Origin of the sequence: Zobellia alginiliquefaciens (assembly GCF_029323795.1) — a bacterium.
Lineage (GTDB): Bacteria > Bacteroidota > Bacteroidia > Flavobacteriales > Flavobacteriaceae > Zobellia > Zobellia alginiliquefaciens.
Genome location: NZ_CP119758.1, coordinates 1681957 through 1706000, shown reverse-complemented (window position 1 = coordinate 1706000; position 24044 = coordinate 1681957). Strand labels below are relative to the sequence as shown.

The 24044-nt window shown below is 38.2% G+C and carries 18 protein-coding genes; 7 read left to right on the top strand and 11 right to left on the bottom strand.

Translation table 11 applies throughout. The features are described 5' to 3' along the window. Positions 1 to 17 precede the first annotated feature (17 nt). Positions 18 to 410, bottom strand: a complete 393-nt coding sequence (locus P0077_RS07230) for a carboxypeptidase-like regulatory domain-containing protein (protein ID WP_276168455.1) — start codon at positions 408 to 410, stop codon at positions 18 to 20. Positions 411 to 571: 161 nt separating this feature from the next. Here P0077_RS07230 and P0077_RS07225 point away from each other — a divergent pair, with 161 nt between their 5' ends. Beyond that, entirely contained in the window at positions 572 to 1915 is a 1344-nt protein-coding gene (locus P0077_RS07225; protein ID WP_276168454.1) for a deoxyguanosinetriphosphate triphosphohydrolase, read from the top strand. Here P0077_RS07225 and P0077_RS07220 read toward each other — a convergent pair. Both P0077_RS07220 and dxs read right to left on the bottom strand, forming a co-directional pair. Next, positions 1912 to 3054: a DUF3078 domain-containing protein gene (locus tag P0077_RS07220; protein WP_276168453.1), complete on the bottom strand. Its 1143-nt coding sequence runs from the start codon at positions 3052 to 3054 to the stop codon at positions 1912 to 1914. The genes P0077_RS07225 and P0077_RS07220 overlap by 4 nt on opposite strands. Then, complete coding sequence (gene dxs / locus P0077_RS07215; RefSeq protein ID WP_276168452.1) at positions 3047 to 4822, bottom strand: 1-deoxy-D-xylulose-5-phosphate synthase; 1776 nt, start codon at positions 4820 to 4822, stop codon at positions 3047 to 3049. Before dxs ends, P0077_RS07220 begins: the two co-directional genes overlap by 8 nt. 140 nt (positions 4823 to 4962) lie before the next feature. Between dxs and P0077_RS07210 the strand changes: the two genes are divergently transcribed. The 4 genes from P0077_RS07210 to P0077_RS07195 all read left to right on the top strand — a co-directional run bounded on the left by P0077_RS07210 (position 4963) and on the right by P0077_RS07195 (position 8482). Next, positions 4963 to 5745 carry an alpha/beta fold hydrolase gene (locus P0077_RS07210; RefSeq protein WP_276168451.1) on the top strand — a complete coding sequence of 261 codons (783 nt, stop codon included), beginning with the start codon at positions 4963 to 4965 and terminating at the stop codon, positions 5743 to 5745. After that, on the top strand, positions 5738 to 6478 hold the full coding sequence (locus P0077_RS07205) for a helix-turn-helix transcriptional regulator (RefSeq protein ID WP_276168450.1): 741 nt from the start codon (positions 5738 to 5740) through the stop codon (positions 6476 to 6478). The genes P0077_RS07210 and P0077_RS07205 overlap by 8 nt, the downstream gene beginning before the upstream one ends. Positions 6479 to 6653: 175 nt before the next feature. Then, complete coding sequence (locus P0077_RS07200) at positions 6654 to 7424, top strand: LuxR C-terminal-related transcriptional regulator (RefSeq protein WP_276168449.1); 771 nt, start codon at positions 6654 to 6656, stop codon at positions 7422 to 7424. 608 nt (positions 7425 to 8032) lie between these two features. Beyond that, positions 8033 to 8482 (top strand): nucleoside deaminase, encoded by a 450-nt coding sequence (locus P0077_RS07195; protein ID WP_276168448.1) that lies wholly within the window; start codon positions 8033 to 8035, stop codon positions 8480 to 8482. 66 nt (positions 8483 to 8548) lie between these two features. Here the strand turns inward: P0077_RS07195 and P0077_RS07190 are convergent, their stop codons facing one another. The 4 genes from P0077_RS07190 to aspS form a co-directional block, all read right to left on the bottom strand. After that, complete coding sequence (locus P0077_RS07190; RefSeq protein WP_194525144.1) at positions 8549 to 8743, bottom strand: cold-shock protein; 195 nt, start codon at positions 8741 to 8743, stop codon at positions 8549 to 8551. An 86-nt stretch (positions 8744 to 8829) separates the two neighbouring features. After that, positions 8830 to 9087, bottom strand: coding sequence for a hypothetical protein (locus tag P0077_RS07185; protein ID WP_276168447.1), 258 nt, complete (start codon positions 9085 to 9087; stop codon positions 8830 to 8832). 32 nt (positions 9088 to 9119) lie between these two features. Further along, positions 9120 to 10904, bottom strand: coding sequence for a chloride channel protein (locus P0077_RS07180; RefSeq protein ID WP_276168446.1), 1785 nt, complete (start codon positions 10902 to 10904; stop codon positions 9120 to 9122). 65 nt (positions 10905 to 10969) lie between these two features. Continuing rightward, on the bottom strand, positions 10970 to 12724 hold the full coding sequence (gene aspS, locus P0077_RS07175; protein WP_276168445.1) for an aspartate--tRNA ligase: 1755 nt from the start codon (positions 12722 to 12724) through the stop codon (positions 10970 to 10972). A 189-nt stretch (positions 12725 to 12913) separates the two neighbouring features. Between aspS and P0077_RS07170 the strand changes: the two genes are divergently transcribed. Beyond that, positions 12914 to 15883, top strand: coding sequence for a SusC/RagA family TonB-linked outer membrane protein (locus tag P0077_RS07170; protein ID WP_276168444.1), 2970 nt, complete (start codon positions 12914 to 12916; stop codon positions 15881 to 15883). A gap of 17 nt (positions 15884 to 15900) precedes the next feature. Next, a complete protein-coding gene (locus tag P0077_RS07165; protein WP_276168443.1) occupies positions 15901 to 17244 on the top strand; it encodes a RagB/SusD family nutrient uptake outer membrane protein in 1344 nt (447 codons plus the stop codon). A 72-nt stretch (positions 17245 to 17316) separates the two neighbouring features. On the opposite strand, the gene P0077_RS07160 is transcribed toward P0077_RS07165, so the two are convergent. From P0077_RS07160 to P0077_RS07145, 4 genes are read right to left on the bottom strand one after another with little or no spacing between them, the layout of a single operon-like run. Next, entirely contained in the window at positions 17317 to 20823 is a 3507-nt protein-coding gene (locus P0077_RS07160) for an efflux RND transporter permease subunit (RefSeq protein ID WP_276168442.1), read from the bottom strand. Continuing rightward, positions 20813 to 21997 (bottom strand): efflux RND transporter periplasmic adaptor subunit, encoded by a 1185-nt coding sequence (locus P0077_RS07155; protein WP_276168441.1) that lies wholly within the window; start codon positions 21995 to 21997, stop codon positions 20813 to 20815. The genes P0077_RS07160 and P0077_RS07155 overlap by 11 nt, the downstream gene beginning before the upstream one ends. A gap of 30 nt (positions 21998 to 22027) precedes the next feature. Next, on the bottom strand, positions 22028 to 23389 hold the full coding sequence (locus P0077_RS07150) for a TolC family protein (RefSeq protein WP_276168440.1): 1362 nt from the start codon (positions 23387 to 23389) through the stop codon (positions 22028 to 22030). Further along, a complete protein-coding gene (locus P0077_RS07145; protein ID WP_276168439.1) occupies positions 23390 to 23995 on the bottom strand; it encodes a TetR/AcrR family transcriptional regulator in 606 nt (201 codons plus the stop codon). Positions 23996 to 24044 lie beyond the last annotated feature (49 nt).

The window sequence follows — 24044 nt, the reverse complement described above, 5'->3', positions numbered from 1 at the left end:
ATTATTTTGTGAAACTACTACTGGTCTATACTGGTGAGCGCTGTCTCTCCGTTTTGCAACGTATTGTCATCTACAAAAGTCATATCAGATAAGCTTAGTGTCTTAGCATGAAGGCCTTGAGATATTTCAATGGTATTAGCCGCTGTAACTTCAACAGGAATCTCTTGTGGCTCATAACCAGAAAATGCTACTTTAAGAATGTAGTTGCCCGGTTCAACATTTAAAATTTCAAAATTTCCTCTAAAGTTGGTCTGGGTTTTGAATTTTGTATCCTTTATTTGAACATCTGCGAACAATAAAGGTTCATTATTCATTTCCATGTCAAAAATAGTGCCTCTAATGGCGCCTTCTTCTTGAGCGAATAGATTTAATGAACATACAAAAGCAAGAAAAAAAAGTGTGATTTTCATTGGTTCTAATTTTCTTGGCAAAGAAAACCTTGTTGTGTTAAGTTATGGTTATCTGAAGTTTAACTGTTGATTTCCTTAAGGTTAAATAATAGGAGGTTCTTTGGGTTCAAAAAGCATCGGGAAATGGAAAAAATGTAACTTGCGGAACTTAAAAAGTTGTTATGAACTGGGAAAACTTATTGTCTCTTAAACGCCAAGGAGATACACATAAAAGACTGCGAAAAGAACAGGATGAAACAAGGTTGGGTTTTGAAGTAGATTATGACCGTATCATATTTTCCAGCGCATTTAGAAGTCTACAAGATAAGACTCAGGTTATTCCTCTTTCTAAAACAGACTTTGTACATACCAGGTTAACCCATAGTTTGGAAGTTTCCGTAGTAGGAAGAAGTCTTGGCCGCATAGCAGGAAAGAAAATTTTGGAGAAGCATCCTTTTTTAAGTGAGTCATACGGTTATAGGTTCAATGATTTTGGAGCTATTGTAGCTGCCGCAGCCTTGGCCCATGATATTGGGAACCCCCCTTTTGGTCATAGTGGCGAAAAAGCAATAGGGGAGTATTTCATTACTGGAAACGGACAAAAATACCAATCAGTTCTTTCTCCAAAGGAGTATCAAGATATCGTTGAATTTGAGGGGAATGCCAATGGATTTAGACTTCTATCTCAATCTAGAGAAGGGGTTACTGGCGGTCTGCGATTGAGTTACGCTACACTTGGGGCTTTTATGAAGTATCCTAAAGAGTCTCTTCCAAAGAAGCCTTCAAAACATATCTCCGATAAGAAGTTTGGTTTTTTTCAAACTGAGAAAGACGCTTTTACAGAAATAGCTAAGGACTTGGGTCTTATACAAACTAGGGATGGTGAAGATATTTCTTTTGCAAGGCATCCGCTAACATTTTTGGTAGAAGCCGCAGATGATATTTGCTATACCATAATAGATTTTGAAGATGGAATTAACCTTGGCCTTATTTCTGAGGATTATGCACTTGAGTATTTAATAAAGTTGGTGAAGGATACAATAAATACCAAAAAGTATAATTCATTAAAATATAAAGAAGATAGGCTTAGTTATTTGAGAGCACTTGCTATAAATACTTTAATAAGGGATGCGATTGATGTATTTGTTGAAAATGAAAATAAAATACTTAACGGTACTTTTGATAGCAGTTTATTAGATCAGAGTGCGTTTAAAGCACAAATTGAAGATATTATTTCCTTGAGCGTTCAAAAAATTTATCGGTCTCAAGAAGTTATAGAAAAGGAAATTGCCGGATACAAGATTATTTCGGACATATTGAACGTTTATACAAATGCCCTTATACGGAAGAAGGAAAATAGAGCTTCAAATTATGACTCGCTAATGCTTAAAACACTTCCAGAGTTGTACAGGGACACCGATAGATCTATTTATAATATTTTATTGAATACATGTTGTTATGTAGCAAGTCTTTCGGATAGTGCGGCAGTGCATATTCACAATAAGATTATGGGTAAACAACTTTAAAAAGCATAGGATACGCCAACGCCGAGCAACTGTTTAAATTGTATGCGGGGAATTCCGGCATCTACAATGGTGCCGCTAGCATCTGTCTGTTCGTCAAAAAGGATGTCATCATCATAGATAATATGCGTGCCAATGGTAGTCACTACATATTTGTTGACCTTTAAGTCAAAATTTAGCTCCCAGTCTACATCTATGTTGCCAAACTTTTGCAAGTAATCCGTATACAGGGTTAACCTATGTTTTAGGATCATGTTTTTATAGATTTCCTTTTCGTATTGATTTGTCACTAGAAAACCAAATTCAAGAAATATTTTTTCGCCTTCTTCAATTACATTTCCATCTTCATCCAAAACAGCCTTTTTAACACCAAATGCACCTTTGTTAGCCAGTTCTTCATCTAAAACGAATGTTGCTTTTTGCGTTATTGGAGAGATGTATAGATTAAATTTCTGGTCTTTGGTAATGTAAGATGTACCAGCACCTAAAAAGGAATACCCAGGGGCCATAAAACGAGAAATTGGTGATGATCTGTCCGGATATTTATAACCATTTGAAAACTGGGTGTTGAAGTTTGCCTTCGCGGAATAGTACCAATTGCTAATCGTGTCCCGCTGAAGCCCGAATGTAGAACTAAAACGAATGGCGTCATCTGTTTTTCTAAGCTTTTGTTCATCTTGAATGTTGAGGCCGTACCGCATCTCCATATAGTTGTCCCATTGAATATACCGAAACTTATAATTTCGTTCAAAACGAGCATTTCCAAGGGCCGATATGGAGTTGTTACCCCCAGCGTTCCAGTTCACAAAAGCTACTTCACTAAAATTTGCTCCAAGCTTATTTACTTTGGTCCAAAAAGACGGAACCCTAAATCGGTTAGGTTTTTCATCTAGGGCATTGGTCCTTTTGAATGAAATAACAGGATTCATCAAGTCTACGCTACGCGGAATAAATTTTATTTTCTCTTGTGTCTTTCGGATAACCACTGTGTCTACCACGGTAGTATCTATTACCATTACCATGGTGTCAATTTCCATTTCCCTTCCCGGTGGTAGGGAGTCTTGGTTTTGCCCAAAAATTGGTGAAATGCATAAGCTAAAAAAAAGAATAAACAGCTGCGGTACGGTTGGGGAATTATTCATTTAATAGCATTTTTATTTGTTCTGTTATACTTACGGGGTCTATTTTGGTTTGTTGGTGTAATTCTTCTACGGTTCCATGTTCAATGAAAATGTCATTAATACCTAGAATATGTATGTTTTGAGAATATCCTAGTTCGTTGGCCAGTTCTAAAATGGCAGATCCAAAACCACCCATTTTACTACCATCTTCAATAGTAACTATGTGCTTAAATCGCTTAAATATATTTATAAGTAGTTTCTTATCCAACGGTTTAACAAATCGCATATCAAAATGTGCTATTTTTTCATTTTCCAATATACCTTCAATCACCTCTGAAACCGTATTTCCAATATGGCCTATCGTTAATATGGCAAGCTCCGTTCCTGTTTTTAATTCCCTAGCTTTTCCAATCTCAATTTTTTCAAAGGGAGTCTGCCATTTTTCTTGAACACCTCTTCCTCTGGGGTATCTAATGGCTATAGGATGCTTTAAACCTAATTGCGCCGTGTACATGATGTTACGAAGTTCGCTTTCGTTCATTGGAGCAAAAATACACAGGTTGGGTATACATCTTAAATAGGCAATGTCATAAACACCGTGATGCGTGGCTCCGTCTTGACCCACCATGCCGGCTCTGTCCAAACAAAAAATAACCGGAAGGTTTTGAATGGCTACATCATGTATGACTTGGTCATAAGCGCGTTGTAGAAAAGTAGAGTAAATGGTGCAGAAAGGTATTAAACCTTCTGTAGCCATGCCTGCTGCCAATGTTACGGCATGCTGCTCGGCAATACCAACATCAAAAGCCCTATCAGGTATTTGCTGCATCATATATTTCAATGAGCTTCCCGTGGGCATTGCTGGGGTAATACCAACAATATTTTTATTTTTAAGCGCCAGCTCTACCAATGTATGTCCAAAAACATCTTGATATTTTTGAGGTTGATTGGCTACCTCCGGTTTCTTCTGTAATTCACCGGTGAGTTTGTCAAATTTACCCGGTGCATGATAGGTAACCTGATTTTCTTCGGCTTTTTTCAGTCCTTTGCCCTTGGTGGTAATAACATGTAACAATTTTGGTCCGGCTACCAACTTTAAATGATTTAGTTCACTGATCAAGGATTCTAGGTCGTGCCCATCTAAAGGACCGGTATAATGAAAGTTGAGACATTCAAATATGTTCTCATCTTTTGCCGTTCCTTTTTTTACATTGGTCAGGTATTTTTTTAATGCTCCCACACTTGGGTCTATTCCTATAGCGTTATCGTTTAGAATAACCAGAACGTTGGAATTTGTAGAACCAAGATGGTTCAATGCCTCAAAAGCCATGCCACTTGCAATGGAAGCATCTCCAATTACAGCAATGTGTTGCCTGTTATTTTGGCCGTTTAATTGTGAGGCCATTGCCATACCTAGAATTGCAGAAATAGAAGTAGAACTATGGCCTGTGCCAAAGGCGTCGTAACTACTTTCATTTCGTTTTGGGAATCCGCTGATGCCCCCTAATTGCCTATTGGTATCAAAAATTTCTTTTCTACCGGTCAATATTTTATGTCCGTATGCTTGGTGGCCAACGTCCCAAATAAGTTTATCGTCTGGAGTATTGAACACGTAGTGCAATGCAATTGTAAGTTCTACTACGCCAAGGCTAGCTCCTAAATGACCCTCCTTGGCAGCAACAATATCAATTATAAATTCCCGTAACTCCCGGGCAAGTTGAGGTAGCTGATTTAAGGCCAGCTTACGTAAATCTTCAGGATAAGTGATATGGTCTAAAAATGATTCCAAACTTGAAGTATAAGTTGCAAAAATAGGTGTTTAACCGTGCTATGCCAATTCTTTTTATCTCGTTGAAAAAATCAACCAAAAAATGCTTATATTGTTGAAACCTAACCATTGCATACCACTTTATGTTTCCCCTTTACAAGGTGAGTAATACTCTGTACGATGATAAAAAGTCTTCTTCAGAACCAATTACCGTCATTTTTCTTCATGGTAATTCTTTAAGCTCTTTAGTTTGGAGCAATCAATTATCTTCAACATTATTTGAGAAAGTTCCTTTGGTGGCTCTAGATCTTCCGGGTCATGGAAAATCTCCGGAGTATGATTCTTACGCTTTTGCCAATCTACTTAAAGGGTTAAGAGAAAATATTGAAATTTACGAAAGGGTTATAGTTGTGGGCCATTCGTTAGGTGGACATTTGGCCATCCAACTTTTACCTAAGCTGACCAATTGTCTGGGGCTTTTTATAGTAGGGACACCTCCTCTTAATAAGCCTGTTAATCCAGAGGAAGCTTTCTTGCCCGATCCACGAATGGGGTTATTTTTTCAGAGAGACCTTGGTGCTTCTGATATAGAAGCCATGATACAAGTCATGGTAAAGAATACAGATGATGGAGTGTTGAATTATAAAAAACTTATACAAACAACCGATCCTAAAATTCGTGAAGCCCTTGCCTTGGCCTTGGTGAATGGTGAGCTGGCAAATGAGGTTGATATTCTCAGTAAAAGTAACATACCTGTTGCTGTAGCTATTGGGGCTACTGATAAATTGGTCAACACGGAATATGTGAAGGGATTGTCAATACCTTTTCTCTGGAGAGGAGCGGTACAAATAATCGAAAATAGTGCCCATATACCCCAATTAGATGCATCTTTTGAATTTAGCGGACTTCTTTTGGAATTTATAAATTCGGTAGAGAATGAATAAACACCGCGAGCATATGAGGGTGTTTCGTAATGAGGTACATAGAGACGTTTCTAAGTATGAATATGAAGCTATTCCTTATTCTTCATTAGAGGGTTTTCCGTTAAATTCTAAGCAATGCTTATATATTGCGCATTGGGCAAAACAAGGTATAGAATATGAAAGGGGCCTAAAGGAGTTAACAGGATATACTTTAAGTGAATTTAATACTGAAGACTTGGTACACTACATTCACCCAGAAGAAAGAGAATTGATAAATAGGCTTACTCAAGAAGCGGTAAAATATGTGGTTAAGACTGATTTAAGAAAGGGGCATGCCCATTTATTTCTCTCCTTTCGTTTTCGGAAAAAAGACGGTACTTATATAAAAATATTGCGCCAGTCTTCTTCTTTTGAATTGGATAATCAGGGAAGAATGGTAAGTAATTTTTCACTTCTTACCGATATTTCGTTCATAGATAGTGGCAATCGTGTGGAGTGGCATTTTGATGCCTATGGAGTAAATCTAGATGAATTTAAAAGGCGTATTTATGCAGTTTACGCTAAGTTTTTTACGCGTCGGGAGAAAGAGGTTGTCAACTTAATTAGTAAAGGGTATACAAGTGCTCAAATAGCCGAAGCTTTATTTATTAGTATGCATACGGTAGCAACCCATAGGAAGAAGATATTTAGAAAGGCCAGTGTCAATAGTGTACCAGATTTGATTTTCTTTTGTAAGAAGAACGGAATCCTTTAACCGTTCGGTAATATGTCATATCTGAAAATACCCTCTACAGGGTATTTTTTTTTGAGCACAACCCTGTTATGTTTGACTAAGCTGCCCCGCGTTTTACTTGAGGTACTCTTTTTCTAAGGGTATCGTGACTTTTAATGCCTTTATTTGGCTAAAAACGTCAACCAAACAGAGTACAATGAGTTTAAATTTGGAGTCCTACGAAAAAACTTTTAGTACTGATGCTACTATCGATTATAAGGCCGTGGATAAGCACATCAAAAAACTAGAGGAGCTAGATCGCTATCTACCTAAAATGCAATCCTACATTCTGGTGCAGAATACCGTAGATCAGAAGTACGAGTATATATGTGATAATTATGAAAAGCTCTTAGGATACAAAAAAAAGAATGCTTTGGAAAAAGGAATGTCGTTTCATTTCTCTAACATTCATCCTGAGGATGTTCCAAATTGGTTGTTGATTCTAGATGACCTCATGATTTTTACCATGAGTAATGTTCCTAAGGAAGAACGTATTCATTGTGTATATTCATGGAACTACAGACTAAAAAATAAGAAAGGGAAGTACGTAAATATTCAGGTGCACCAAACCCCATTATATTTTGATAGTAAGGGGAAACCTATTTTAGGCTTTTCTCAGAACACGGTAATGGGTAATGTAAAAAAGCAACCTATGGTTGGCGTTTGTAAAAAGCTAAACCATCAGAATGAATATGAAACCCTGTTTTATAAAAACTATTCGGAAACCCTTTTGATTGACTGTTTAAGCAATCGCGAGTTTGATATTGTAAGGTTGTTGGCCAAAGGGTACACCACAAAAGAAATTTCGGATAAATTGAATATTAGCACGCACACTACGGCTACGCATAGAAAGAATATTTTATCAAAACTCAAATTCAAATCATCTATTGAGATTGTTAATTATTGTAATCAAAATCACCTATTTTGATGAATTTTCAGCTTAAAATAAATAGAAATACCCACTATTGGGTATTTTGTACAAATGTCTAAATTACTAGTTTTGAGTATCTAAAAAACGTTTTTGTAACGCGATGGGATGATTTAAAATCCATAAAGCCAAGTTTAGGGACTTGAGTAAAAAATAATTAACCAGACCAAACCAACTAAAAAAATGAAAAAGACCACCTTCTCCAAGTACTAACATCGCACTATTCTTAGATTTAAGCACATTCACGGCAAGTTTTTATATGCTGATGCTTTATGTACTTCGCTTTTCGCTAATCAAATTACAAGTCATATTTGGACTAGGGGAAAGAAGGTATAGAGTCTGATATTTATGAAGTAGGTGACGCCGATGTGTACGAATATCAAAAAGTGATTTTTGACTCTGAGAGTTTGCGGTTGACTTATGAAGAATATGATTCCCAAGGAGAAGTAATTTATGAAGCTTTATTCTATTTTGATAAAAATTAAGAAATAGTTTTTTTATAGGTCTCGTTCTTTTCGGGGGAACTGGGCGGGGCCTTTTTTTAAAATAAGTACATCTAAGGTTGTCTTAAAAGTGATACTTTTGAATATCATTTTTAAGACTTTTGTATGTTACAGCCCTTTGATGATACTTATTATATGAAAAAAGCGCTTCAAGAAGCTGAAGCCGCTTATGAAAAGGGTGAGGTGCCTATTGGAGCCGTTATTGTAATTCAGGACCGGGTCATTGCTCGGGCCCATAATCTTACAGAGCAACTTAATGATGTTACCGCCCATGCAGAAATGCAGGCCATTACCGCGGCCGCTAATTTTTTAGGGGGTAAATATTTACAGAACTGTACGCTTTATGTTACGCTAGAGCCTTGCCAGATGTGTGCAGGAGCCCTTTATTGGAGTCAGATTTCAAAAATAGTCTATGCGGCAAAAGACCCTCAAAGAGGCTATGGGGTTATGGGAACAAAATTGCATCCAAAGACGGAAGTGGTTGGTGGTTTGTTAGAGGCTGAAGCAAGTGAGTTATTAAAACGATTTTTTATTGAAAGAAGAAATCTGAACTAGTAGGTATTGGATATGAAAAACCCTGACGATTTTCGTCAGGGTTGCTAATGTCGATAGCTTTATATATTAGCCTACAACCTGAACCTGTGCGGCTACAATGCCTTTACGGCCTTCTTCTTCTGCATATTCTACTTTGTCACCCTCATTAAGAATTGTACCGTTTAGCGCCGTTGCGTGTACAAAAATGTCCTTTCCTGTGTCATCGTTTGTAATAAACCCAAATCCCTTGGATTCATTGAAAAATTTTACTGTGCCAGTCATGATTAATAGAAATTAGTTGATAAAAGTTTCCAACTAAATTATAAATTTTTTAATTAGGCAAAGTCAAAATGAAGTATTTTTTGTAATTAAGATTGTTGATTATCAGGCTTTTCAGATTCTCGCTCTCTCATCTTTTTAATGTTTTCCTCGGTCAGCATGTAGTCTTTCATTTTTTTTCCTCTGCTATAAACGAAAAGAAATAAAGGCATAGCCACTAGGAACAGTCCCAGCGTACCGGAACCTATAAATTTATGGCTTAACGGAAGGTTTTCCTCTTGAATGTTGAAGCCATAGATGATCGCTGCAAAACAGCCTATTGTAATTATAGAAACAAGATATTTCATAGTAGGGGCAAAATTACAAAACCTTTTAGACCTTATCTGGTAAAATTAATGAGTTCTCTTCGGTAGGCGGTCAAGAGTTTGGATTTTGATACAAAACCAACGTATTTTCCTTCTTTGATGACCGGTAGGTTCCAAGCACCACTATTTTGAAATTTTTCCATTACTTTTTGCATGCTGTCCTTCCCATAAAAAATATGCTCTGGGGCGTTGTGCATAAAGGTTTCCACTTTTGTGGTTTCGTAGAGCGAAGTATCAAACATAAATTCTCTAATGTCGTCCAAAAGAACAATACCTACTAAAGACTGATTCTTATCGACAACGGGAAAAATATTTCTAGCGGACTTAGCAACGGACTTATGTAGCATGTCTCCTAAATTCATATCCGGGTTTACGGTTTTAAAATCCGTTTCAATTACATCGTCTAATTTCATCAATGTTAATACCGATTGGTCTTTATTGTGAGTTAGTAGGTCTCCGTTTTTGGCTAGCTCTCGTGTGTATATAGTATAATCAATGGCATTCTTTGTTATAAGATATGAAATGGAAGCTGTAATCATTAAGGGTACGAACAACTCGTAACCTCCTGTTATTTCAGCAATAAGGAATATGGCTGTCAAAGGGGCGTGCAGCACGCCGGAGATAAGACCGGCCATACCAATTAGCGTAAAATTGCTCTCGGAAACTGAAAACCCTAGTCCAGAATGGTTCACGATCTTAGCCATTACATTGCCCAATGCACTACCCATGACCATGGTGGGAATAAAGATTCCTCCGGCACCACCGGCTGCTAATGTGGTGGTCATCGCCACTGCTTTAAATATGGTTATACCGATTAGTAATGCTATAACTACCCAAATATTCTGGGTGAATTTGTCGAACGGGGTTTTGCCCAATGCCTTAATGTGATCGCCATGCAGGAGGTCATTTATAAAACTAAAGCCTTCCCCGTACAAAGGTGGAATGAAATAAAGCATAATACCTATGGCAACACCACCTACCAGTAGTTTATATTTTGGAGTTTTTAAACGAGAAAACAATTTTTGAATGCCAAAGTACATTCGGGTAAAGTAGATGGAAGCGAAAGCTGTTCCTATACCTAGTATAATATAAAAGAAGGTATCCTTTACTTCAAAATTCTGGGTCAGGGTAAAGTTAAAAAGTACTTCATTACCTAAAAAGAAATAAGAAGTAAGCACACCGGAAATAGAGGCCAACAAAAGTGGAAGCATGGAAAGCATGGTAAAATCCAAACTAAAAACTTCAACTGCAAAAATAATAGCTGCAATAGGTGATTGAAATATAGATGAGATGGCTCCGGCAGAAGCACAGGCAATTAGCAGTGACCTTGTTTTGGCATTAATATGAAAGAAACGCCCCAGGTTGGAGCTTATGGCTGCTCCAGAAGCCACAGCAGGACCTAACAATCCTGTAGAACCACCAAAACCAATGGTTAATGGGGCGGTAATAAGTTGGGTGTAAATGTGCTTTGGTTTTATTACTCCTTTCTTCTTAGAGAGTGAAAAAAGAATAGAAGAGACTGCATGTTGTAGCTGCTCTTTGTGAATGAATTTTACATATAGATAGACCAGAGTAAGACCTATTATCGGTAAAATAAAGTAAAGTCCGTTGTTGGAAATAAGAATTCCCTTTTCCAACGAAACTTCAATAAAGTACACAATGTTCTTTAAGGTTACGGATACCAGACCTGCCAAAAGACCAACCAACACACTCATAAGCTGGGTAAAGGTCTTGTTGGAGATATTTTTATATCGCCACTTTAAGAATTTAGTAGATAGTCTTTTTAGTTTAGTGGGCATTAGAAAGATTTGCTATGCTATCTAAAAGTATAAAAAAAATCCCGCTGTTAAGCGGGATTAGCTTTCTAAGCTTTAATATCCAGTTTTAGATTTAGTTCTCTAAGTTGTTCTTGGTCAATGGCTGCGGGAGCATCTATCATAACATCACGACCACTATTGTTCTTTGGGAAAGCAATGAAATCCCGTATGGTTTCCTGACCTCCAAGAATAGATACCAATCGGTCTAAACCAAAAGCTATGCCGCCATGTGGTGGTGCTCCATATTGAAAAGCATCCATAAGAAAGCCAAATTGTTCTTGTGCTTCTTCGGGAGTGAATCCTAGGTGCTTGAACATTACGCTCTGTACCTCTTTATCGTGAATACGAATAGAACCGCCCCCTATTTCGTTACCGTTCAGTACCAAATCATAGGCATTGGCACGTACAGCTCCCGGGTCGGTTTCCAGTAATTCTAGTTGACCTGGTTTTGGAGAAGTGAATGGATGGTGCATGGCATGATAATTTCCGGTTTCTTCATCAAGTTCCAACAAAGGAAAATCTATAACCCATAACGGAGCGAATTCATCTGCTTTTCTTAAGCCTAGTCTTTCGGCAAGTTCCATTCTTAGGGCACTTAGTTGAGCACGGGTTTTATTGGCATCACCGGAAAGCACACAAATTAAATCTCCGGGTTTGGCCTCCGTAGCTTCTGCCCATTTTGTTAGGTCTTCTTGATCGTAAAATTTGTCTACGGTAGATTTAAAACTTCCGTCTTCATTATATTTTGCATAGACCATTCCTTTAGCACCAACTTGAGGTCTCTTAACCCAATTTACCAAGGCATCTAATTCCTTACGCGTATAACTTGCTCCACCAGGAACCGCGATACCAACTACCAATTCTGCGGAGTTGAATACATTAAATTCTTTATGTTGAGCAACTTCATTCAGTTCTCCAAACTCCATTCCAAAGCGAATATCCGGTTTGTCGTTTCCGTAGATGCGCATGGCATCATCATATGTAATTCTAGGGAAAGCAGATATTTCTACTCCCTTTATTTCTTTTAGTAAATGTTTGGTAAGACCTTCAAAAGCATCAAGAATATCTTCCTGTTCCACAAAAGCCATTTCACAGTCAATCTGGGTGAACTCCGGTTGTCTGTCCGCTCTTAGGTCTTCATCGCGAAAACACTTAACGATCTGAAAGTATTTGTCCATGCCTCCAACCATAAGCAATTGCTTAAAAGTTTGTGGAGATTGCGGCAAAGCGTAAAACTGACCTTCATTCATACGGCTCGGTACAACAAAATCACGAGCTCCTTCCGGAGTTGATTTTATGAGGTATGGAGTTTCAACTTCGATAAAATTTTGGTCGCTAAGATACTTTCGCACTTCCATGGAAACCTTACTTCTAAAAATAAGATTGCTCTTTACTGGGTTTCTACGAATATCCAAATAGCGATATTTCATTCTAAGGTCTTCACCACCGTCCGTTTCATTTTCTATGGTGAAAGGAGGTGTTTTGGATTCATTTAAAACAATTACCTCGTCAACCAAAACTTCAATGTTACCAGTGGCAAGATTTGGATTTTTTGATGACCTTTCAATAACTTCTCCCGTCACTTGTACAACAAATTCCCTGCCTAAATGTCTTGCCTGTTCCAGTAATTTTGAAGACGTACGATCTTCATCAAAAACCAACTGGGTAATACCGTAACGATCACGAAGGTCTACCCAGACCACAAAACCTTTATCACGGGTTTTTTGGACCCATCCAGATAGGGTTACTTTGGTATTAATATGCGATTCACGTAATTCTCCGCAAGTATGGCTTCTGTACATGTATGTGTTGATTTAAAAGAGCAAATGTAAGAAGATATGATGGTAACGGCTAAAAAATTCTATCTGTCATTTTTGTAAGATTGTATTTCAAGAAAAGTTACTAAATATGCTAAAATTTAACACATATTTTAGATTTGTAACAATTCTTGGTTATCTTGCTTTTAAAATAACTAATTCAAAACTTTGAAAATGAAACAAACTTTACTGAGAAAGTTGTATTTCCTTGCGTTTTTGACACTGCCGATTACGGTATTTGCTCAAGGAACGATTTCGGGGACTATAACAGATGCTACTGATTTGCCACTTCCTGGGGCGAGCATTGTAGTAAAAGGAACAACAAACGGAACAACATCTGATTTTGACGGTAATTATGAAATTTCTGTTGATGAGTTTCCGGTAACACTTGTATTTTCTTCACTGGGGTATGCTTCAAGAGAAGCAAAAGTAACAAGTGCATCTCCATTAAACATGGTTCTAGAAGAATCAGCCATGGGGTTAGAAGAAGTTGTGGTCTCTGGGTTGGCTACCACGGTAAAAAGAAAAAACTTAGCGAATGCGGTGGCAACAGTTTCTGCTGCCGAACTAGCAGGGGTAACCCCACCAAAAACTCTGGATGGTGCTTTGGCGGGTAAATTCACGGGCGCCGTTGTAAGTGCAAATTCTGGTGCGCCGGGTGGTGGTATGTCCATAAAATTTAGAGGAATTACTTCCATTAACGGAAATTCACAACCATTGTATATTGTAGATGGGGTGTATGTAGACAACAGTAGTATTGCATCTGGTGGTCTAAACGATGTTTCCGGAGCTGCTGCCGGTGGTAGTGCATCCAACCAAGATAACGCTACCAATAGGATTGCAGATTTGAATCCAGATGATATTGCCAATATAGAAATCCTTAAAGGTGCTTCTGCTGCAGCAATATATGGTTCTAGAGGAGCTGCAGGTGTAGTAATAATTACTACTAAAAAAGGTAAGTCTGGAAAGACAAAGGTGAGTTTGTCCCAAGGTTTCGGTTTTAATAAAATTATTAGACTACAAGGTCAAAGAGATTGGTCGGAAGCTTTGGCGGAGGAACAGTATGGAGAAGGTGCTCTTTACGCTGCGGCAGCGTCTGCAGGAAAACTTAGAGATTATGAGAAAGAAATCTTTGGAGAAGAGGGGCTCATTTCCAATACCAATGTTAGTGCTTCTGGTGGAAGTGATAAAACTACCTTTTATGCAGGTATTTCAAATAATGACGAAGATGGTATCGTTAAAAATACGGGCTATAAAAAGAGTTCCTTTAGATTGAATGTAGAGCATAAATTCAATGAGAATATTAAATTAGGACTAAATACGAATTATATTAGTTCTTCGGCAGATAGAGGTTTTTTCAACAACGATAATACGGGAACAACCATTGGGGTGGCATTGACAAATACACGTCCTTGGGATTTCCTTGAGCCTGATGCAAACGGAAACTATCCTGATCACCCAAATAATTCTTCAAATCCATTACAGACAAGAGATTTGTTTACTAATAATGAGCGTGTAAATAGATTTATACTAGGTGGAAATTTAGATGTGAATATTTTTAGAAAAGATAACTCAAGTCTTAAATTTATTGCAAGGGTAGGTGTAGATACTTATAATATGGAAGCAAAGGTAATCTTTCCCAAAGAGCTTCAGTTCCAACGTCCTGACCAAGGAGGTGTAAACGGAGTATCAGGTATTACCAATACGAATAATAAGAATGCTAACTATTCTGGTTTTTTGGTGCATAACTATTTTACGGATAACGACTTGTCCTTTAATACACAAGCGGGTGTTACCAACGAACAGTTTTCCAGAAATACGGTAAGTGTTGTTGCCACTGATTTAATTGCATCGGAAACTAACTTAGACCAAAGCGCTAACCAAAAGGTAAATCAAACTAGGTTGGAACAAGAAGATTTTGGCTTTTTTGTTCAAGAGACCATTAATTATCAAGATAAGTTTATTGGAGCTTTGGGTGTCCGTGGTGATAAGTCTACAAACAATGCGGATATTAATGAATTATTCTTTTATCCAAAGGCATCTTTGGCCGTTAACTTAAATAGTTTTGATTTTTGGAGTGATGATGCTTTAGTAAATCGGTTGAAGCTTAGGGCAGCTTACGGTGAGGCTGGTACCTTTGCAAGATTTGGCTCTCTTTATACGGTTTATGAAAGTACTTTGATAGATGGTAATGTGGGTATTGTTGTGCCCCTTACACAAGGTAATCCGGATATTTTACCTGAAAGACAAAAAGAATTGGAACTGGGGATTGATTTAGGGATGTTTAAAAACCGTTTAGGTCTTGAGTTGACGTATTATAAAAAGAATGTAGATGACTTGTTGCTTTTAGCCAATACAGAGCCTTCTTCTGGTTTTTCTACAAAATGGGAAAATGCAGGTGAATTAGAGAATAATGGTATTGAAGTTGCTTTAAATGCAGCAATTATTGATAAAGAAGATTTTACATGGGATGCTACATTAAATTGGTGGACCAATGAATCCGAAATGATTCGTATGGATGTTCCAGCTTACGATACCGGAGGATTTGGTACTGGTCTAGGAACCTTTAGAATTGAAGAAGGTAAAAGTGTAACTCAAATTGTAGGTACTAATTTAGATGGGGAAGTTGTGCAATTAGGAGACGCCGCACCTGATTTTCAAACATCTCTTACTAATAGTTTAAAATATAAAAACTTTGCTCTTTCTTTCTTATGGCACTGGAAAAAAGGAGGAGATAACATCAACCTGTCCAAGTTATTATCTGATTTTGGAGGAACTAGTGCAGACTATGATGAAATTTCAATTGATCCAAATGGAGTTATTCCAAATGGGGTTTACCGGGTTGACAATGGTATTTTTGCAGGTAACGCTACTCCGTTTGTTGAGGATGCTTCTTATCTTAGGTTACGTGAACTAGGGTTCTATTATACCGTGCCGGAACAGAATATTCAACAATGGTTTAAAGGGGTTGTATCTGGAGTAAAAGTTGGCCTTTCGGGTAACAACCTAATCAATATTTTTGACTATAACAGTTATGACCCCGAAGTATCAAACTTTGGAGGCACTGGTCTTTCGTCTGGTGTAGAGGTAACACCGTTTCCTTCATCTAAGAGGTACATGATGCATATATCCGTGCAATTTTAATTTAAAAAATTAGCAAAATGAAAATTATAAAACAACTAAAAATAGTAACCATTATTGCGGCTATTTTACTAGTAACAGCATGTGAGCTAGATGGTGGTGAAAGTTTAAATGGGGCAAGTACGTCGTCTATATCCGATGATTTGTCCAGAGGAGAGTTGCCTCAGGCACTTACAGGAGTGCTTTCTGATATGCGTGTAGGTCTTTCTACCAATACAGATGTGCTCAGTATAGTAGGTAGGGAGTATTATTACTTTACATCTTCTGACCCAAGATATGAAGGAGACGTTGTGGTAGGAAACTTAAACAATAATACATTCTACGTAACTACCCCATGGGGAGCTAGGTATGCAACCATAAAGAATGCAAACTTAATGTTGGAAGGTTTGGATAATACTACATCGGATTTATCTGCCGCCGAAATATCTGCAACCAGAGGCGCTCTAAATACGTTCAAAGCTTATGAATTGTTAATGCTTAGCAACAATCAACATGACAATGGTATTCGTATTGATGTTACTGATTCTGAAAGTCTAGGAGAATTTGTTGATCGAGCAGGGGCTTTGGCCGCTATAGCTGATTTACTTGCTTCGTCTGCAACAGATTTAGGTTCCGGAGGAGATGCTTTTCCTTTCGAGATTCCAGCAGGATTCAATGATTTAAGGAAAACTGATGCTACCACTGGCGATATTTTGGCGGTGACACCTGCGGATATGCTGGAGTTTAACCGTGCTTTATTAGCTAGAGTAGAGGCTTATAGAGGTAACTATCCGGCTGTTTTAGCTGCTCTGGAAGATTCATTTTTTGAACTTAATGGTGATTTGAGAAAAGGAATTTATCACACATTTTCTTTAAGTGGAGCCGATCTTCCCAACCCTCTTTTTATAGCCCTGAACCAAGAGGCTAACGTTAGGGTAGCGCACGCCAGCTTTATTACAGACGCGGAAGATGGTGACGCTAGATTAAGTAAAGCTATCGAAAGAGAAGAGAATCGTGAGGCTTCAGACCTTGTAGGAACGCATGATGTAGCTATTTATTCAAGCCTTACTGATAATGTCCCTCTAATTAGAAACGAAGAGCTTATTTTATTATATGCAGAGGCAAACATGGCTACGAATCCTACGGAAGCCGTTGCCGCTCTAGATGTTTTAAGGGGTGCAGCTGGTCTACCAGCGTATTCGGGAGCTACAACAGCGGCGGCGTTGGAAGATGAATTGTTATACAACAGAAGATATTCCTTGTTTGCAGAAGGACATAGATGGATTGATATGAGAAGATTTGGTAGACTGGCAGAATTACCAAATGACAGAACAACCGACAATGTGCCAGCGGCTATTCCGGTACCTGCGAACGAGAATAAATAATTAAATTTTATTTACAAAAAACAAAAAACCCCACCAATCGGCGGGGTTTTTCTATGCAATAAAACTCAGTTTTTAAACAGAGGCTTCTAAACTATTTTCTGTTGTTCCTGGTCGTTCTTTTTTTCTTCCCCATACCGCAATCTTAATTCTATAGGTAATATTGAATAATACGGGAACGATTATCAATGTTAGGAAGGTTGCAACGATCAATCCAAAGATAACTGTCCATGCCAATGGACCCCAGAACACCACATTATCACCACCCATATAAATTTTTGCATCAAACTCTGAGAAGAGCGAGAAGAAATCTATATTTAGACCAATAGCCAAAGGAATAAGCCCTAAGACTGTTGTGATCGCAGTAAGGATTACAGGTCGTAACCTAGCTTTACCTCCTTTGGTAATGATTTCAGTAACCTCTTCCAAGGAAATTAGATCTTTATCGTTAAGGCCCAATTCTACTTTCTTCCGATCAATAAGTATTTGGGTATAATCAAGTAACACAACCCCATTGTTTACTACAATACCAGCGAGTGAGATAATTCCCATCATGGTCATCATAATAACAAAAGACCATCCGGTAGCAATCAATCCGCCAAACACTCCTATGAAGCTTAAAAAGATGGCAATCATAATAATAAGAGGTTTGGAGATACCTCCGAATTGGAAAATTAAAATCAACATAATTAATCCCAATCCAGAAAAGAATGCCCCTACCAAGAACTGCATTTGCTTGTTTTGCTCTTCAATCTGACCGGTAAAGTCAATTTTTACATCTTCCGGAAGTCCCTTAAAGTTTTCCATCTCCTTTTGGATTTCCGCTACAATGGCACCCGCATCACTAAATCCGGGTTTCAGTTGAGAATATACGGTTACCACTCTTTTTTTGTCCTTGTGCTTTATGGCGCTAAAGCCGGAAGAATTTCTCTGTTTGGCTACTGCCGAAACCGGAATTTCCTTTATTTGGCCGTTTGCAGGATCTCTAAAAATGATGTTCTGATTGAACAGGGCGTTTTTGTTATACCTGATATCTTCATTAAAACGAACGTTAATGTCGTAATCCTCTCCATCAAGTTTATAAACACCTGCTTTTTCACCAAAAAGCGAACGTCTCAATTGGAGTCCCACTTGACTTACGGAAACACCAAGTTCACCTGCTTTCTCCCTGTCCACAACCACTTGCATTGAGGGCTTGCTCTTGTTTACATCAATTTTCAACTCCTCAATACCTGCAATGTTTTTGGTATTTATAAAGTTTCGTACATCTTCAGCGGTGTTGATCAATTCCGTATAGTCTTTACCCTCTAATTCTATGTTAATAGGGTAACCTGCCGGAGGCCCGTTGGCCTCTTTTTCTACCGATATGGCTACACCTGGGTATATTCCTGTGAGTGCTTCTTGTATCTCTCCACGAAGCACTTCGGTATCGCGTCCATTTCTGTATTTGAACTCTCGCATAGATAAGGTTACCTTTCCACGGTGCGGCATTTCTGCTGCGGAACCACCATCCGTTTGTGGGTTTCCTGCGCCTTCTCCCACTTGGGAAACAGCAGATTCAACCAAATAGTTATAATCACCATTGGTATATTTATCTTGATTGGCAACGGCGAATACCCTAGCTTCAATTTCTTTTGTCAGCTTATTGGTCTTAGCTATTGCCGTTCCCTGCGGATATTCAATATAGGCATAGATTTCATTTGGTTTGTTGTCAGGGAAAAATTCAACTTTAGTCCTGCCGCTACCCAATGATGCTCCAAAAGCCATGAAGACCCCAATAAGTAAGAGAAAGGTAATTCCAAAATACCAGTATACGTTCTTGCCCCTAAGTGAGTGAGCAATTCTTCTCTCGTACCAATTCTCAAAACGCACCATAGCACCATTTTGGAAGCTAATGGCCCATTTTTTTAGAGCATATTTATATATCCAGAACATGATGGCCGTTAAGATCATCACGGACCCTAAACCATTCATTGCTCCTCCAAAAATTAATATAAAGAGTCCAAAACCACCTAATATGATGCTAATACGGATTAACTGCTTTACGGTAAGTTCTTTTTCGCCAATTTCCATAAACTGTGAAACCAACATAGAGTTCATGAAAATTGCAACAAAAAGCGAAGAACCAAGTACTACGGACAAGGTAATAGGGAAGTAAATCATGAACTGCCCAAAAATACCTGGCCATAAACCTAAGGGTACGAATGCCGCTACTGTAGTTAATGTTGAGATGATAATAGGAAAAGCAATTTCACCAATCCCCTTTTTAGCAGCTTCTGTGCGGGACATACCTTCACTCATTAAGCGGTACACATTTTCCACTACCACAATACCGTTGTCTACCATCATACCCAGACCCATAATCATCCCGAACAGTATCATAGTATTTAAGGTATAGCCCAGGTTGTTCAATATCATGAACGACATGAACATGGACATAGGAATGGCAAAGCCTACGAAAAGGGCATTTCTAAATCCTAAAAAGAACATGAGGACCGTAACTACTAGGATGATTCCAAAGATGATGTTATTCACCAGGTCATCTACCTGGTTAAGGGTTCTTCCAGAAGAATCGTTGGCAATGGTGATGTTCAAATCTGCCGGAAAATAGTTTTCTTGCTCCTTCTTAACGATTTCCCTAACCTTGGTAGTCGCTTCGATCATGTTTTTTCCCGAACGCTTTTTAATATCGAGCATAACTACACTTTTACCAAATTCACGGGCAAAAGTGGTTTTTTCTTCTTCCGAGAAAGTGACTTCGGCAATGTCCTTCAAATAGACTGCTCCGTTTTCTGATTTTACAACAAAATCATTCAGTTCTTTTGGGTCTGTTACCTCGCCCAAAATACGAATGGTACGCCGTTGGCCACCAGATAGAATGTTTCCTGCAGACATGGTAGAATTACCATTGCTTACGGCATTAATAACGTCTTGAAAGCTGACTTTAGAAGCCATCATTTTATAGACGTCTACCGCAATCTCTACCTCCTTTTCTTGAGCACCACGAATACTAACTTCTTTAATTTCCGGAAGGTCTTCAATCTCGTCTTGCAAATACTCGGCAAACTCTTTTAGCTTTTCAACAGGATAATCCCCCGTGAAATTTACGTTCATGATAGGGAACGATTCCGAAAGGTTGAGGTCAAACACATCTGGCTCAACCTTGGCGTTGTTGAAAGTAGGCCAATCTTCACTGGCCTTTTCGCTATCAACTTCGTCCTTTATTTTCTGTTTTGCCTGTTCAACAGATAATTCCTCATCAAACTCAACCGTAATAATTGAATAATCCTCTTGAGAAGTTGAGGTTATCTCTACCACGTTGCTCACGTTTTTTAAACGGTCTTCAAGGGGGTCGGTAAGTAATCTTTCTACATCTTCGGCAGTGTTACCTGGGTATATGGTGCTGATGTAAATCTTGGTCTCTACAATCTCTGGGAAATCCTCGCGAGGCATCGCGAAATATGATTTTAGCCCTAGCCATAGAAATATAGCGATCATTACATAAATGACCGATGGGTTGTCTATAGCCCAGGACGATAGGCTAAACTCTTTACTAGCGTTTTTCTGCTGTTTACTGCTCATCGGTCTCGTTATTTAAAATTTGAACCTTCTGGCCATCTTTAACGCTTCTAGCACCTTCTTCTATGATATGGTCTCCATCATTTATTCCTGATAGTACTTCAATCTGGCTACCCTGCGTTTTACCGGTTTGAATGATACTTTTCTTCAGGATAGCTTCATTCTCACCACCGTCTAATTCAGCAATAAAAACATATTGGTCTCCTTCTGCATTTTCTGATATAATACTTTGTGGAATAACTATGGCATCCTCACTTGTATAATCATTAATGTTCACCTTTGCCGTAAGGTTGGGCTTTATATTTCCTTTTTTATTGGGAACGGGAATTTCAATGGTGAAAGCTCTATTGCTAGGGTTAATGAAATTGCCGGTCTGCCTAACTTTTGTAGTTACGGTATCTCCTAAAACTGGAAAATATACTTTAGCCTCTTTCCCAACTTTAATTCCGTCTAAGTAGGTTTCGGGAACATCTACCTCAATATACATATCGGAGAGGTTTACAATACGAAAGACCTCCGAACCGGGACCTGGTGAAACAACGGTACCTTGATCTTTGATCACATCATCTATAATTCCTGAAAAAGGCGCTCTTATAGTAGATTTTCCTAATTGGCTCTCTGCTTGCTTTATGGCATCTTCGGCAGCTTCATAATTGGTTTTTGCGGATAAGTACTCTATTTCAGAGCCTATTTTTTGGTCCCAAAGACGTTTTCTGCGCTCAAAAGTGGTTTTGCTTAATGCAGCTTGTGTTTTTAGTTGAGACAATTGACTGCTCATACCGCCGTCATCTATAGTTGCAAGAATCTGACCTGCACTTACTTTTTGGCCTTCTTTTACATAAACCCGTTGTAATGTACCTGACATTTCTGGGTAAACAAGAACATTCTGCTTTGTTTTGACATTTCCTTGAAGTTCCAAGAAGTGATCAAACTGTGCCGCTTTGGCCGTTACCGTTGTGACTAAAGGTAATTTTTCATCCCGGCTCATGGTAGATATGACAGAATCCAACTTATGTAGTTCTGCTTCAATGGATTTTTGTTGTTCTGAAAGCTCACTTTTTTTAGCTCGGATACTTTCTAAATCTCCTTGTGAAATGATGTCGCTAACAGATGCTTCCTTCTCGCCGCAAGCGGAAAAAAGTAGAGCCGTAGTTGCTAAGTATAGTATTTTTTTCATCGTAATAAGTTTATTTGTTATTTATCCTAACTACTTAAGATTTGAATTGGGTTCGTTTATAATGACCTCTAACTCGGTTTTTTTATTGATGACTTCTACCATAGATTGTAGGTAGCCTTGTTGGGCATCATAAAGTTGGGTCTGTGCCTGGCGAAGTTCAAAGCTACTAGCAATACCTTCGGAATATTTAATCTGGTTTTTATTTTCAATACGCTCCGCTAGACCTAAGTTTTGTTTAGAGGTTTTGTACTCTTCAATAGAAAGAATATAGTTGCTTTTGGCCTGTTCTAGTTGAAGGCGTATTTGTTCCTCGGCTTCGGAAAGTTGTGTTTTGGCCTTTTCCATGGCAATTTTTGCCCTAGCAGTACCGGCACTACGTTTTCCTGAACTGAACAATGGAATGGTAAGGTCAACTCCTAAAATTGAAGAATCAAACCACTCTTGTTCGTCTTTAAAAAAGCTAAAATCATCTGAGAAAGCCGAAGACCCATAGTTTACAAAAGTACTTAAGGTTGGCAAAGCTCTACTTCTTGCTAGTTTCCATTCAAAGAACCTTTGCTCCGTTAGGTTCAAGGCTAATTTGTAGTCTACATTGTTAGCCATATTAAAATCCGTCTCCATAAGGGCGAAGTCAATTTGAGTCTTCACAAGATTATCCAGATCCTCTTCCAATTGGGTAGGTGCATCAATGGCAATACCCATTACAAGGTTCAGCATTTGACGCGTTATATTTTCCAGTCGGACCGTATTCTTCAACTGACTCTCAATAGAAGACAATGTTATTTGTAATTGCTCAACGCTTTCTTCATCTCCAAGTCCGTTTTCATACAGCTTATTGGTTTCAAAAAGGTTTTTCTCCAAATTGGCTTTGTTTTTTTCCAAAATAGCTACGCTTTCTTGCGCTAACAATACGTTTCCATACGCTTCAACAACAGATTTTCTAACCTCCTGGTCCGTTTTTTCATCATTGTTGGCGCTATAACTTAAGAATGCTTTAGTTGCTTGAACACCAACAATATATGAGCCGTCAAAAATCTTTTGGGTTAAGGTGGCCGTTGCGGTGGCAGATTGAGCTTGACTAAAGACAACTTCTTCAAAAGTTCCCGGTGCACCGCCAAATACCTCGGCGGGAATTACCGTTACAGGCTGCTTTAATTGATTTTGGTAACTAACTGATCCGTTAATTTGTGGTAGACCATCTGCAATGGTTTCCCATTTTTGTTTTTGTGCGTCTATTAAATCTCGTTCAGCGTTAATAGCGCTGTAATTATTTTCAAGAGCAAAAGCAATAGCTTCCTCTAACGTAAAACTATAAGTCTTTTCCGGTGGGTCTTGAGCAACTGCAAGCACCGTTGTAAGTAAAGCGATGGTTGTTATAAATAGGTTTTTCATTTATTCGTGATTTGAATTGATAATTTCATTTAGCACTTTTCTTCCACTTGGGGTTACAATGCCCCGTATATGATATTCGAGATAATCATCCATTAATGTTTTTATAGGGAATTTTTCTATGGGAAAAAGTTGAGGGTCCTTTATACTTGTAACCCCAGAAAAGTATATGCGCGAAACAAAGCTGATATTTAGATTATCACGGTAGTAGCCTTGATTTATACCTCTCTGCATGTTATCCTTTACACATTCCTGCATAAGCTCAAATTGACGTTGATTAATAGTTTTGTAAATTTTGGGGTAATATTTTTGTAATTGATATTGAGGAGATGATTTTTCGTCCTTTAAGTTTACCATTACAAATTTCTTTATCTCATAAAGTTCTTCTATTGGGTTTTTGTTTAAGGTGCATATCCGGGTGATTCCTGCACTTATGTTCTGCGAGAGGTGGTCCATACAATTTTCCACCAATTTTGTTTTGTTCTCAAAATGGGTGTATATCGTTTTTTTGGATATGCCCATTTCATTGGCTAAATCATCCATTGTAATGCTCTTAAACCCGTAGGTTAAGAACATATCTGTTGCCTTATCTAAAATTTTTTCCTTCATAGAGTGGGCAAAGATAGGGTTGGAAACTTTAAAAACACAAAAAGTTTCC